This window comes from Paeniglutamicibacter sp. ZC-3, from assembly GCF_025847175.2.
Lineage (GTDB): Bacteria > Actinomycetota > Actinomycetes > Actinomycetales > Micrococcaceae > Paeniglutamicibacter > Paeniglutamicibacter sulfureus.
Window position 1 is genome coordinate 122,632 of the sequence record NZ_JAOYTG010000009.1, and the last position, 13,558, is coordinate 136,189.

A 13,558-nucleotide genomic window follows, 5' to 3' on the forward strand; every position below is an offset into this window, starting at 1 on the left:
TGCTAGTGCTTGAAGCCGGGCAGGTCGACGCTGAGGCGGGGCGCGATGACCCCGGCCACTGCGGTGAACAGGGAGAGGAAGATGAGCATGGCTGCGGCCGGCCACCAGTGGTTTGACGCGGCTGCGACCAAGGCGGTGGCGGCCAGCGGGATGAACCCGGAGATCATGCCGGCGGTATTCTGCGCGAAGCCGACGCCGGTGTAGCGGGTCTTGGCCGGGAACAGGCCGGTGAGCACCGTGCCGGAGGCGGCGTACGGCAGCGACAGGGCCGCGACCGCGAGGGTCATGCCGGCAATCACCAGCACGTCGCTGCCCGATTCGATGAGCAGGAAGGCCGGCCACGCGATGATGGCGGAGAAGATGCCGCCGTAGGTGATGACCTTGGAGGAACCGAAGCGCTCGCCGAGGCGGCCACCGATGATCAGCACCGGGATTTCAACGACCGCGGCAATGATGCCGCCGGCCAGCATCAGCGAGGGCTTGTAGTCCAGCACGTTCACGCCGTACCAGACCACGAACGCGGTGACCAGGTAGAAGCCGCCGATGCCGAGCATGCCGGCGGCCATGCCGATGATGATTTGCTTCCAGGATTCTCTCAGCGTGGTGCGGATCGGGGCCTTTTCGGTCTCGCCCTTCTCCATGAGTTCCTTAAAGACCGGGGACTCGTCGAGGCGGCTGCGGATGTACAGGGCAACCAGCAGCATCGGGATCGCTGCAAGGAACGGCACGCGCCAACCCCAGGCGTCAAAGCTTTCCTGCGAGAAGAACACGGTCATCAGGAAGAAGCCGCCGGAGGAGAGGATGGTGCCGATCGGGGAGCCGATCTGCGGCAATGCGGCATAGCGGGCACGTCGGTGCAGCGGCGCGTTTTCCACCACGATGGTCATGGCGCCGGACCACTCGCCGCCGACGAACAGGCCCTGCATGATGCGCAGGAGCACCAACAGGATCGGGGCGGCGATGCCGATGGCGGCGTAGGTCGGCAGCAGGCCGATCAGGCCGGTGATCACGCCGATGCCGACGATGGTGACCATCAGTGTCTTGCGGCGCCCGATCTTGTCTCCCATCACGCCGAAAATCATGCCGCCGATGGGCCGGGCCACGAGCCCGACGCCGAAGGTGGCGAAGGCTGCCATGGCGGCCGCGGTGGCGTTCTGGCTGGCGAAGAACTGGACGTTGAAGACCAGCGCCGCTGCGGCGCTGAAGAGGAAGAAGTCGTACCACTCCATGGCCGTGCCAATGAGGGCGCCGATGGCAACCTTGGTGGCCTCCTTGTCGGAGATCTGCCGTGTTGCACCGGCTTCGAGTGTTCCAGTGTGGGTCATGGGATTATCTGCCTGAATCTCAAGGGGAGGGCCGCTGCGTCGCTGCTCGCCATCCGATGGTGGGGACCCCACCAATCTTGCCAAGGATCGGCGGTGACGTGGCGCACGTTTCACAACGAGTTGCACACCACAAACGGTGCAAATGCACATAATATGGGGGAATGTTAACACCGGATTTCGCAGGAATCACGCCAAACAACCAATCGGATGATGCCGCGCGCTGGACAGCGCTGCTGGAGCGGCTGGACGTCGGGGAACTGACCGAGGAATTCATTGAACGCCTCGGTGCCGTTCCCAGCTATGCCGTTTCCCCGCTGCCCGTCAGTGAAATCAGGCGCACCGGAAGCGCTTCCTTCGAGGCACTGCTCCTGGCGATGAAGACGGTGGATGACCATCCTGACTACCTGCGCGAACGCGATGCCATCGCCCTGGACGTGGGAGTCTCGCGGGCACGGGCCGGCGTCCCGATCGAGGCGCTGATGACGGCGATCCGCCTGGACTTCTCGGTGATCTGGGAGGCCATCACTGGCATTGCCGAGCCGGAGGACGCACTGTTGCTGGTCGGGCACACCACCCGGGTCTGGGAAGTGGTCGACGGCTACGCCGGGGAGACCCAGCGGGCTTATGTCGCAGAGCTCGCGAGGATCCAGGCGGAGGCGGACAGCGTGCGGCAGGGATACCTCGCGACGCTGTTCAGCGAGAAGAACCTGACCCCGACCGAACTGGAACGGATAGCAGAGGACCTCGGCCAGGACCTGGCGACGGAATATGTGGTGGCGGTTGCGTCGTGGGACCACATACCGGCTCTGCGCCTTGCCCTGGCAAATGCGCGGGCCGGCAACCAGGTGTTTACCTATTCAAGGGCGGATGCGCTGGTGGTGTTCTTCCCGCTGGGGCTACGGGCCGGATCCCGGGCCCAGCGGCTGTCTGCGAGTCTTGAGCGGCTGACCTGCGGGTTGATTGTGGAAGGCTGCACCCTGGAACGGGTTCCACATGCGGCGGCGGTCGCCGCATCGTTGGCCAAGCTGCTCGAGCCGGCGGAGCAGGGAGCCATGACTTGGACGCGGGGCTGGGCGCGCATGGCCAGGCGCGAGCTCGACAGGGCGGGAGCGCCGGGACTCGGCGAGGTGGAGCGGGCCCTGGAAAATTGCGGGACCACCGAACGCCGCCGGCTGGGAGAAGCAGTGGCCGCCTACCTGGAAACCGGCAGCATCTCGCAGGCCGCGGAACGCTTGTATTGCCACCGCAACACCCTGATGAACCGGCTGAAGCGCTTTACCGAGCTCACCGGCGTTGACCCGACGATACCGGTCCAGGCGGCGCGGCTGGTGGTGGGTTGGGCCTAGACGGCGGCGGGACGTTAGATTGTGGGCATGCCACAAGCGACGCCCATCACCGTCTCCATCACCCGGACGGTACTGCCAGAACACCACCGACGCTTCAACGCCTGGGTCCAGGCGGGCCAGGAACTGGCCCGCGAATGGGACGGCTACCTCGGGTCCGGTTGGATTCGCACCGCGCCGGAATCCAACGAATGGCACGTGCTCTACCGATTCTCCTCCGCCAAGGCCCTGGCGGCCTGGGATGAGTCCGCGGAGCGGCGCTGGTGGATGGACAGTGCCGCGGAGCTGGTGGAAATCACCAAGGTGGAGCACCGCACGGGGATCGAGGGGTGGTTCGAGCAGCCCGGGGACACCAAGCTCACCATTCCCGACATCGTGGTGCCCCCGCGGTGGAAACAGGCGGTCAGCATCTTCCTGCCGTTTTTCCCGCTGAGCCTGCTGTCCAACTTCCTGCTGATGCCGTTGCTGCGGGATTGGCCGCTGATGTTTGCGGTGTTGCTGAACATCTGCATCCTGACCCCGCTGATGACCTATATCTTCTTGCCGGTGACGACCCGGTTGCTGAGGCCCTGGCTGCACAAGCCTCGCCGTGACAGTCCCCGGAAGTAGTTCGTAAATAGACGCCAGAGGCCCGTGGGTGCGACCCGGATGGGACAGCATCCACGAGCCCCCGGCCTCGGTGATGCGCGGTTACAGCAATTCGGCGCGCAACTGCTCCGGCGACTTCGGTGACAGCAGGCCCGGCGCCACGTCGAACACTGTCTTCGCACCGGTCTGGCCGGCCTGGTTCATCCTGTGCACGGCGCGGGCGTAGGCCACCAGCACGCTGGAAGTGAATTCCGGGTTCGACTGCAGGCTCAACGAGTATTCAATGACCTGGGCATGCTCGTCGCTGGTGTTGCCGCTGCGGAAGACGAACCCGCCGTGCGGCATCGAGGTGTGCTCGGAGGCCAGTGTGGCGGCATCGATGAAGTTCACCGTGGTGTCGTACTGGTCGAAGTAGTGCTCCATGGTCACGATGGCCGTCCGTACGGCCTCGGAGTCGGCGCCGTCTTCGAGCACCACGAAGCACTCGCGCACGTGCTTCTCGCGGGTCTCCAGGCTCGGGCGCTCGCCGGCACGGACCTGGGCGATCGCCTGGGCGCTGGGAATCGTGTACTGGACGCCGCCGGCGACGCCGGGCACCCGGCGGACGGCATCCGAATGGCCCTGGCTGAGCCCGCGTCCCCAGAAGGTGTAGGTTTCGCCGTCGGGCAGCAACGCCTCGCCGTAGACCCGGTTGATGGAGAACATGCCCGGATCCCAGCCAGCCGAGATCAGCGCGGTCTTGCCCGCCGCGGTGGCCGGTGCGTCGACGGCGGCGAAGTGCTCGGGGATCCGTGCATGGGTGTCGAAGCTGTCAACGGTATTGAATAGGGCGGCCAGCGCAGGTCCCTGTTCGGGGAGGTCGGACTTGGAACCGCCGCACAGGACCAGCACATCGATGTCCTTGGTGTGCCCGGACAGTTGGTCCATGTGGAAGGCCGGGGCGCCGTCGGGAAGAGACAGGGCAGCGGGGTCCCGTCGGGTGTAGACGCCCACCAGCTCCATGTCGGGGTTCTTGGCGACCGCCGCCTGCACTCCTCGACCCAGGTTTCCATAGCCGGCAATGCCAATGCGGATTGTTGCTCCCACGAATTTCCTCACGTTAAAGTATTTTTAATATTCCTTCCACGGTAGTGCCTGCGACGCCGGAACACCTAGACGGTTGCGGTCCGAGCCAGGACGGCGACGCCCGGCGACCTCGTGCCGCCGATATGGCCTGAAACGGGACAGGGCGCGGCCGGTGCGCCCGCCCTGGGGGGATGCACCGGCCGCGCCCGTGGTATTCGCGGCCCGGGGACCGCGAAGGGCGGAAACTAGCCGCGCAGGTGCCGGCGGTTCCGCACCATGATGAGCGCCGGGATCAGCAGCAAGGCCACCGGGATCAGGAGCAGCAGCGCGCTGGGGCCGCTGCCGATCTTGGATGCCGAAACGGCCCGCGTGCTGGCCTCCAAGCGCGAGGTGCCGCCGGCCAGCTGGGTCGAACCCTCGGAGAGGGTGGACAGTCCGGCGGCCAGTTGCGAATTGCCGTCGGCGAGCCGGTTGGCACCGTCATCGAGCTTGGTGGCGCCCGTGGACAAATCACCGGAACCCTTGCGCAACGCCTCCAGGCCCATGCCCAGGGTTTCGCTGCCGCCGGCGAGCTTGGCCGCCCCGGCGTCAAGCTCCTCGGCGCCGCGGGCGATCTTCGCGTTGCCGGCAGCCAGTTTCGTGGCACCGGCCTCGAGCTTGTCGGCACCGGCTGCCGCGGAGTCGGCTCCCTGTGCCAGCGCGGGGGTCTTTGACGCCAACTCGGAGGTTCCGGCCTTGAGCGACCCGGTGCCCGCTGCCAACTTGTCGGTGCCGGCAGCAAGCTTCTTGCCGCCGGCCGCAAGTTCATGGGCGCCAGCGTTGAGCTTGCCGGCTCCGGCATCCAGGGCCGAGGTGCCGTCCGCGAGCTTGCTGCCGCCCGCAGCCAGGGCGTCCGCCCCGGTCGTGAGCCTGCCGGCTCCGTCCTGGAGGGTGGCGGTGCCCTGGGCCAGCGTGCCGGCCCCGGTGCTGAGTTGGGTGCTACCGGCGGCCAGAGCGTCGGTGCCCTCGGCCAGCCGGGAGGCCCCGTTGCCCAGGGCGCCGAGTCCGGCCAACAGGCCCTTGGAGGAGTCGTTGAAGCCGGCGTCCAGCTGTCCGAGCCCCGAGTTCAGGTCCTGCGCCCCGGCATTGAGCGCGGTGGCTCCGGTCTTCAGTGCGCCGATGCCCGCACCCAGGGCCTTGGACCCCTCACTGAGTTGGCCCAGCCCGCCGTCCAGCCTGGCGGCTCCGGTCTTGACAGCCTGTGCCCCGTCGTTCAGGGCGTCCGTTTGGCCAACGAGGTCCTTGGTCCCCAGCTTCAGGGAATCCATGCCGTCGGCCAGTTGGCCGCTTCCGGTGGCCAGCTTCTTGGCACCGGCAGAAAGATTGGCGGTACCGTCGTGCAGCTTCTCCATGCCGGCATTCAGGTCCTGGGAACCGTCATGGAGTGCGTTGATCTGCTCCAGCAACAGGCCCGACGGCACCGCGGGATTCGCCTTCACGAACGCGGCAAGGTCGCCCAGGCCCTTCGACAGGCGTCCGGAACCGTCCGTCAGTTCGCCCGTTTTTCCGTCGGCGGTGGCCAGCCCCTCGGCCAGGCCCTTGGCGCCCGTTTCGACACCCACGGAACCCTCCTGGGCGGCCACGATGCCTCCGCGCAGTTTGGGTGCGGCGTCGGCCAGCTTCCGGGTGCCCGCGGCCAGCTTGGTGCTGCCGTCCGCCAGCTGTCCGGAGCCGTCCTTGAGTGCCGCCACGCCTTCAAGCAGGGCCGGGGCCTTGCTGGCCAGCTCCTCGACACCGCCGAGCAACTTGTTGCTGCCGGCCGCCAGGGCATCGGACCCCGCGGCAGCACTTGTGGTGCCCGCGGCAAGCTTCTGCGCACCGGCATTTGCCGCCTGCGTACCGGCGGCAAGCTTCTGCGCACCGTCGTTGGCCGCGCCGGCTCCCTCCGAGAGATGCTGCGCGCCCACCGAGAGGTCGTGGGCTCCGGTGTTGACCTTGCCCGTGCCGATGCCGAGCTGGGACATGCCGGCCGAGAGCTGCTGGGAACCATCCCTGAGCGACTGAGCCCCGGTGTCCAGTGCGCCGGTGCCCGCTGCGAGCGAACCGGCACCGGTGGCCAGCTTGGATGAACCTTCACTGAGTGCGTCTGCACCCACTGTGGCGTCCTTCGCACCCGCGGCCAACTTGCCCGCACCGGCGTTGAGTTTGCCCGCGGCGGCATCGACCGCATCGGTGCCGGCGGCGATCTTCTTCGCGCCGGCGGACAGTTCAGCTGCCCCGTTGCCGAGCCTGGCCGCGCCGGCCTCGGCGTCCCCGGCGCCGATCGAAAGCTTGGTCGTCCCTGCGTGCAGGGTGCCCGCACCGTCCGTCAACTTGACTGCGCCGGTCGCTGCCTTTTCCGCACCCTTGGCAAGTTTCTGTGCGCCCTCGGACAGTGCACCGGTGCCGGCGGCCAGTTCGGCGGCGCCGGCGGCGGCGCCGGAGGACCCGTCGGCCAGCTTGGCGACTCCGTCGTTGGCCTTGCCCATGCCGTTGTTGAGGTCCGAGGCGCCGCTGGCCACCTGGGATGAGAACATCGCGTAGAACGCCACGAAGGCGATCAGGAACAGGCCGAGCAAAACCGTGATGATTGCATGCAGCAGCGTGTGCCGCTTGGCCGCAATATGTGCATTCAACTGGACTCCTGGGGGATCGGTGGGGGTTGGCGGGGAAATGGTGCCGCGGGGATTTCGGGCGCAGAAAGGTACGCCACGATCCGTGGCCCGGTGGAGCAGGAGGGTGCTGCGGCCGATATCCGGCCGAACCCAAGGTCTATCTGTGATGTGTATTACAAGGGGCTAGGACCATTGAACTTACTGATGGGTAGCTTTGCAAGTGTTTTGGGAAAATAACTTACCCGTGGGTAGGTTGTGACGTCTTCTGCGCGCCTAGGCTGAGGGGGCGCGAGGCCCGAACCGCTGGTCCCGCAGGCACTTGGCGCCCGGCCATGGGCCCAAAGCCCGCCGGGAAGTTGTAGGCTCGCACACATGGTGAGATTTCTGATTTTGGCGCTTCTGTCCGTCCTTGGGTTCATCGCCATCGTCGCCGCAACGCTTGGCCCCGCCGGTTGGTGGATCGTTGCGGGGGTGGTGGTCCTCTTGTTGGCACTGGGGATCCACGACGTCCTGCAAACCCGGCACGCCATCCTGCGCAACTTCCCGGTGCTGGGACGCATGCGATTCCTGCTCGAGTCGATCCGCCCCGAGATCCAGCAGTACTTCATCGAGCGCAACACCGACGGGAGGCCCTTCGACCGAGACACCCGTTCGCTGATCTACGCGCGGGCCAAGGGCGCCGACAGCCACAAGGCCTTCGGCACCGAACGCGACGTCAACGAGGTCGGCTACGAATACCTGCTGCATTCCACCGCCCCGGTCGAGGTCGCGAAGGACCAGCACCGCGTGCGCATTGGCGGACCGGATTGCACGCAGCCCTACGACATGTCCCTGATGAACATCTCCTCCATGAGCTTCGGATCGCTGTCCAAGAACGCTGTTCTGGCCATGAACAAGGGCGCTGCCATGGGTGGCTTCGTCCACGAGACCGGCGAGGGCGGGCTGGCCTCGTACCACCTGGAACACGGCGCCGACCTGTTCTGGGAAATTGGATCCGGCTACTTCGGCTGCCGCGATGCCGAGGGAAACTTCGATCCGGAGGTCTTTGCAGCCAAGGCGTCCAACGAACATGTCAAGGGCATTACGATCAAGCTGTCCCAGGGGGCCAAGCCCGGGCTCGGCGGCGTGTTGCCTGCGGCCAAGATCACCACGGAGATCGCAGCCACCCGCGGGGTGCCCATGGGTGTTGACTGCATTTCCCCCGCCTCGCACTCGACCTTTTCCACGCCACGGGAGCTGATGCAATTCGTGGCCCGGCTGCGCAAGCTGGCCGGTGGCAAGCCGGTCGGCTACAAGTTCTGCGTCGGTTCCCGCACCGACGTGCTTGCCATGTGCAAGGCCATGCTGGAAACCGGAATCACCCCCGATTTCATCACCATCGACGGATCCGAGGGAGGCACCGGCGCAGCGCCGCTGGAATACGAGGACCACGTGGGCACCCCGCTGACCGAGGGACTGATGCTGGTGCACAACGCGCTGGTCGGGTGCGGGCTGCGCAGCAAGATCAGGCTCGGGGCCGCTGGCAAGGTCGCCACCGGTTCCGACGTTCTCAAGCGGCTGATCCAGGGCGCCGACTTCACCTTCAGTGCCCGGTCCATGATGATGGCCACCGGCTGCATCCAGGCGCAGAAATGCCACACCAATGAATGCCCCGTCGGGGTTGCCACCCAGGACCCGCGTCTCGTCCGCGCGCTGGACGTGGAAGACAAGGGCAACCGGGTCTACAACTACCACAAGCTCACGGTGCAGGAAGCTGCACAGTTGATGGCCTCGATGGGCGTCACCAACCCTGCGCAGCTGAATACCAGGATGTTGCGCCGCCGCGTCGACCACCTGACCACCCGCAGCTACGCGGGACTGCACCATTGGCTGGAACCCGGCGAGCTATTGCGCCAGCCGCCCCGCGGGTGGGCACCGGACTGGCTGGAGGCCGACGCCGACAACTTCGGCGAGCACGCCCCGATGCCGTGGCCGACCCAGCGCGAACCTGCGCCGCCGGTGGAGAAGACCGTCGCGCCCAAGCGCGTGGAACCCAAGGACTCCACCCACCGCACCGTGGAGCCGGTGCACCCGAACCCCCAGCGGCCGGAGGGCAGGCCCGCACCCAAGACCGCGCCACATCGGGGTTGATGGCCCGTCATCAATGCCGGGCGGCGATTCGCGACTCGGAATAATGTCCCCCATGACCTCCTCGAACACCGCGCCGGGCATCGGGTTCCCCTCGCTGCTCGCCCACGCCTTCTTCCTGCAGGCAGCGGTGTACCTGGTGCGTCCGGCAACCTCCTACAAGGCGTTGGAACTCGGCGTTGACCCCGGGCTGCTGGGCCTGGTGGTGGCGAGCTTCTCGATCCTGCCGGTCTTCCTGGCCGTGTTCATTGGCCGGGCCGCGGACCGCGGCAAGGAGCGTCACATCCTGCTGGTGGGTGCTGCCCTGCTGATCATCTCCGGGGCCGGCCTGCTTTTCGCCGCGCCCTCCCTGCCGGCACTGTTGGGTTGGAACCTGCTCCTGGGCGTGGGGCACCTGATGAGCATTCTGGGTGAGCAAAGCCGTTTGGCATCGGCCACGAACCGCAACATGGATAGGGTTTTCGGCTTCTACACCATGGTCACCGCGGTGGCCCAGACCGTTGCGCCGCTGTTGCTCGGTGTGCTGGGCGGGGCTGCGGTCGCTCCGGACACCTCGGTGCTGCTGCTGGCCTACCTGGTGGGAGCCGCCGGCGTGCTGGCCACCGGCGTTCTCATGGCCCGGCACGGCGGCACACGGAGCAAGTCCGGCATCCCGAAGGCTCCGGTGAAGCTGCGCACCGCACTGCGGGTCCAGCCCGCTGCCCGCAACACACTGGTCGCCTCCATCGGGCTGAGCATGATGGTGCTGTGCACCATCGACCTGCTGCAGGTCTACCTGCCGGCGCTGGCCGTGGAACGGGGAATTTCCACGCAGGCGGTCGGGGTGCTGTTGGCGTTGCGGGCAGCAGCCACGGTGCTCTCGAGGCTGGCGATGGACCGGCTGGTCCGTGCCGTGGGAAGGTCGCGGCTGCTGCTTGGATCCACCGGCATCTCCGCGGTGCTGATCGGCCTGCTGGTGCTGCCGCTGCCGACCCCCGCAATGGCGGCGCTGCTGGTGCTTGCGGGCCTCGCCCTGGGCCTCGGGCAGCCGCTGAGCATGAGCGTGGTCTCGATGACCGCCACCGAAGGCACCCGCGGCACCTGGATGTCGATCCGCCTGCTGGGCAACCGCCTGGGGCAGACAGTGATCCCGGTGGGCGTCGGCGTCTTCGCCACCGCCCTGGGGGCCGGGGGAGTGTTCCTCGCCCTGGGGGTGACCACTGCCGCGGCGACGCTGGGTGCCATCGCCCCGCTGCGTTCCATGGACGATTGAGACGGTGCCGGCGGGGCCGTGCCTATTGCGGGTCGGCGATCACCGCGGCAATGGCCTGGCGGTCCACCTGGGCCAACTCGGCGGGGTTCCATGCCGGGCTGCGGTCCTTGTCGATGACCTGGGCGCGGATCCCCTCGGCAAGGTCATCGCGGTGCATCAGGTAGTCGGCCACGCGCAGCTCCCGTGCCAGGGCCGAGGGCAGGTGGTCCGCCTCCCGGGCAGCGCGCACCGCCAACAGCGCGCACTGCAGTGAGGTGGGGCAATTGGCGCGCATCCGGGCTGCCGCCGCCCGGGCCGCGGGATGGGCCATGGCATCGAGGCGCTCGAGGATCTGCTCGGGCGTTGGCGCACCGAAGGCCGCATCGATCCACGGTTGCGCACTGGCCAACGGGGAAACGGCAAAAGACCCGAAGAACACCTCCAGCCCGGCGGCGATGTCGGGTGCCGGCATTGCCTCGAAGTCGGGCAGGGCCTCGATGACCTCCTCGAAACGATCCCCATCGACCAGCATGTCGGCAAAGCCGAGTTCCACCGCATCCGCACCGGTGAAGGTGTCGCCGGTCAACACCAGGTATTCGCCGAGGTGTCCCGGTGCCCTTGCCATCAGGTGCGTGGCACCCACGTCCGGGCTGTAGCCAATGCGCGCCTCCGGCATGGCGTAATGCGCTTCGGGGGTGGCGATGCGGATGGCGGCATGGGAGGCCAGGCCGATCCCGCCGCCCATGCACAGCCCGTGCACCAGGGTGAGTACCGGTTTGGGGTAGCTCGCGATCATCTGATCGAGCCTGAATTCCAGGGAAAGAAGGTCAAGGAACCCGGAGTGTCCGCCGTTGGTCACCGCTTCGTGGAAGTCCTTGATGTCCCCGCCGGCACAGAAGCCGCGCACGCCCTCTCCGCGCAGCACCACCATTGACACCGCCGGGTCGGTCCTCCAGTTTTCCAACACATCGGTCAATTCCCGGAGCATCGGGCCAGTGAGTGCATTGATGCTTGTGGGCCTCCGCAGCTCGATGAGGCCCAGGGGCCCGCTGCGGGTGGAGCGGATATGGCTGGTGATCGTGATGGTCCTGGTTCCTTGCCGTGCCGATATGTGGTTGATGCCAAGATATCGCCGAACCGGCTCCGATGCGAAACCCGGGTGCGGCAACAACGCCATACCCGCCCACAGCAATCCGGGGATTTGGTTTCGTCGACCCAGGCAGCCGGGCCATGGCCCCGAAGTCGTCCCCGGGAAGGGGGTGCCTACCGCGTCGGCTTGACGTAGGATCGTCCCCAAAGGCAGCCGACACCACCCGGACTGCCGCTCGCAATGTTGTTTGGGGAAACACCGTGAGAAAAACCGCCATGTCCGCCGCTGTCCTGCTCTTAGCCGTCCTGTTGGTTCCGGGGGACCCGGCCACTGCCGCGTCTCCCGTGCACGTGGCCGAGGGCGTGAACCTGACACCGATCGCCACCGAGGCCCACCCTGACCAGGAATCGCAGAGTCCCGAGGAAGCCGACGCCAAGGCTGGCGAGTTCAAGGACGGGATGTTGTGGCGCTCGCAACCGGAGGGGATCGAGGTGTATGCCGCCACGTCCCCGGCGGTGCTCGTGCCCCATGACCTGGTCCGGGCCTGGGCCGACACCGGTTGGGAAAACGGCCCCTTCGGCTATCCGAGCGGTGGGCACTACAGTGCCGGCAGCGATACCCGACAGCCCTTCACCGGCGGCATTCTCGGGGTGCGCCCCGACGAGACCTCCTACTGGCTGCCCGCGACCACCGAACTTCCCGACTTCACGGTGAGCGGTGCCGGCTGGGGACACGGCGTGGGCATGAGCCAGTACGGGGCCCGGGCCATGGCGGCCGGGGGAAGCAGCGCCACTGACATCCTGGAGTACTACTACAACCCCGCCGAGGTCACCGACAGCAGCACCGCCGCTGCCAGCGACATCCGGGTACAGGTGCTGACATCGAAGACCAGCGAAGTGGTGGTTTCAGGCGGAAAAATGCAGGTCATCGACCCAACGGCGAATCAGGCCTACACGGCACCGGCGGGCTCAAAACTCGTCCTTGGGCGCGCGGGATCGCAGTTGGCCTACGAGTTGAGGACGCCGGATGGATTCGACGTGGTTCCGCGGGACAACAACGAAGACGGCGTTCCCGACGTGGATCCGGCGCCCGAAGCCAACAAGGTCACCGGAAAGCTGATCATTCTGTGGGAAGGCACCCGCGACTGGCCAGCGAAAAACCGTGCGACGATCTCGGTGCCCGGCGCCAACGAAGAATCCTCGGCGCCCGGGGTCTACAGGCACGGCTACCTGGAAGCGGGGCTGCTGGATGGCCGGGTGAACCTGGTGGCGGCGCTGCGGCTCAACGACGAATACCTCTACGGCCTGGCCGAGGTCCCCTCGTCGTGGCCTCGCGCCGTGCTGCAGGCCCAGGCGATTGCCGGTCGGACGTACGCCATGCGCAAGCTGAACACGGTCAGGGATTCCTGCGACTGCAACGTCACGGACGAGGTGCAGGACCAGAAATTCACCGGCTGGAAGAAGGAGAACGAGAAATCCGGTTACGGGGCCAGGTGGAAGGCCGCAGTGGAGGCGACGATAAAGCGCAATGACGCGGGCGTTCCGCGAAGCGGCAAGGTCGTGGTGTACGACGGGAGGCTGGCCGAGACCCTGTATTCCTCCTCGACCGGAGGTGCCACCCGCGACAGCGAGGACGTCTGGGGCGGTGCAGCGCGACCCTATCTGCGTTCGCGTCCCGATCCCTGGTCGCTGGAGGCCAGCGCCAAGAACCCCTACGACGCCTGGGAACAAGGCACCAGCCAGGAAGAGATGGCCGAGGTCTTTGGACTCGAGAATGTGATGAGCGTGGAGTTCGAGCGTGGCAAGGACCTGAGCATCGTCTCCGCCACGGCCACATCCATGTCCGGACGATCCAAGACCCTGCCTGGGAAGGAGTTCCGTGGAAAGGATTCCGGCGTCGGTGCGCGTTCGGCCTGGATCACGGGTATCGAGCCAAGCGTTGGGCCTCCGGTGGAAACCACCATCAAGCCGGGGAACTTTTGCACCACCACGGTGAAGGCCGGTGCGGGCATTGCCCAGGCAGTGGCAGCCGCCAGCGACGGCGAGGTGATTTGCCTGCAGCCCGGAACCCCAAAGCCAAGCAGTGTGGTGCTCAAGCCGCGGCAGACCCTGGTCGGCGGCAAATAATCCAACACCCGGCTCGATGGAACGGGTGGT

Annotated in this window: 9 protein-coding genes; 5 read left to right on the top strand and 4 right to left on the bottom strand. The window is 66.9% G+C overall.

Going from position 1 to position 13,558, the window contains the following annotated elements:
* Positions 1–2: 2 nt before the first annotated feature.
* Positions 3–1,325 (bottom strand): MFS transporter, encoded by a 1,323-nt coding sequence (locus OIU93_RS11500; protein WP_264270218.1) that lies wholly within the window; start codon positions 1,323–1,325, stop codon positions 3–5.
* A 161-nt stretch (positions 1,326–1,486) separates the two neighbouring features.
* Here OIU93_RS11500 and OIU93_RS11505 point away from each other — a divergent pair, with 161 nt between their 5' ends.
* Both OIU93_RS11505 and OIU93_RS11510 read left to right on the top strand, forming a co-directional pair.
* Complete coding sequence (locus OIU93_RS11505; RefSeq protein ID WP_264270219.1) at positions 1,487–2,671, top strand: helix-turn-helix domain-containing protein; 1,185 nt, start codon at positions 1,487–1,489, stop codon at positions 2,669–2,671.
* Between the two features lie 27 nt (positions 2,672–2,698).
* Positions 2,699–3,277: an antibiotic biosynthesis monooxygenase gene (locus OIU93_RS11510; protein WP_264270220.1), complete on the top strand. Its 579-nt coding sequence runs from the start codon at positions 2,699–2,701 to the stop codon at positions 3,275–3,277.
* 81 nt (positions 3,278–3,358) lie between these two features.
* On the opposite strand, the gene OIU93_RS11515 is transcribed toward OIU93_RS11510, so the two are convergent.
* Both OIU93_RS11515 and OIU93_RS11520 read right to left on the bottom strand, forming a co-directional pair.
* On the bottom strand, positions 3,359–4,342 hold the full coding sequence (locus OIU93_RS11515) for a diaminopimelate dehydrogenase (protein WP_264270221.1): 984 nt from the start codon (positions 4,340–4,342) through the stop codon (positions 3,359–3,361).
* Positions 4,343–4,566: 224 nt separating this feature from the next.
* Positions 4,567–6,975 (bottom strand): hypothetical protein, encoded by a 2,409-nt coding sequence (locus OIU93_RS11520; protein WP_264270222.1) that lies wholly within the window; start codon positions 6,973–6,975, stop codon positions 4,567–4,569.
* Between the two features lie 351 nt (positions 6,976–7,326).
* Here OIU93_RS11520 and OIU93_RS11525 point away from each other — a divergent pair, with 351 nt between their 5' ends.
* Both OIU93_RS11525 and OIU93_RS11530 read left to right on the top strand, forming a co-directional pair.
* Entirely contained in the window at positions 7,327–9,084 is a 1,758-nt protein-coding gene (locus OIU93_RS11525) for an FMN-binding glutamate synthase family protein (RefSeq protein ID WP_264270223.1), read from the top strand.
* 52 nt (positions 9,085–9,136) lie between these two features.
* Positions 9,137–10,333, top strand: coding sequence for an MFS transporter (locus tag OIU93_RS11530; RefSeq protein WP_264270224.1), 1,197 nt, complete (start codon positions 9,137–9,139; stop codon positions 10,331–10,333).
* A 22-nt stretch (positions 10,334–10,355) separates the two neighbouring features.
* On the opposite strand, the gene OIU93_RS11535 is transcribed toward OIU93_RS11530, so the two are convergent.
* Complete coding sequence (locus tag OIU93_RS11535; protein ID WP_372342914.1) at positions 10,356–11,432, bottom strand: enoyl-CoA hydratase/isomerase family protein; 1,077 nt, start codon at positions 11,430–11,432, stop codon at positions 10,356–10,358.
* 230 nt (positions 11,433–11,662) lie between these two features.
* Between OIU93_RS11535 and OIU93_RS11540 the strand changes: the two genes are divergently transcribed.
* Entirely contained in the window at positions 11,663–13,528 is a 1,866-nt protein-coding gene (locus OIU93_RS11540) for a SpoIID/LytB domain-containing protein (RefSeq protein ID WP_264270225.1), read from the top strand.
* Positions 13,529–13,558 lie beyond the last annotated feature (30 nt).

Bases quoted from the DNA above. Each gene is read 5' to 3' on its own strand.
- OIU93_RS11510 (WP_264270220.1), top strand. From the start codon at position 2,699: ATGCCACAAGCGACGCCCATCACCGTCTCCATCACCCGGACGGTACTG.
- OIU93_RS11505 (WP_264270219.1), top strand. From the start codon at position 1,487: ATGTTAACACCGGATTTCGCAGGAATCACGCCAAACAACCAATCGGAT.
- OIU93_RS11530 (WP_264270224.1), top strand. From the start codon at position 9,137: ATGACCTCCTCGAACACCGCGCCGGGCATCGGGTTCCCCTCGCTGCTC.
- OIU93_RS11525 (WP_264270223.1), top strand. From the start codon at position 7,327: ATGGTGAGATTTCTGATTTTGGCGCTTCTGTCCGTCCTTGGGTTCATC.
- OIU93_RS11500 (WP_264270218.1), bottom strand. From the start codon at position 1,325: ATGACCCACACTGGAACACTCGAAGCCGGTGCAACACGGCAGATCTCC.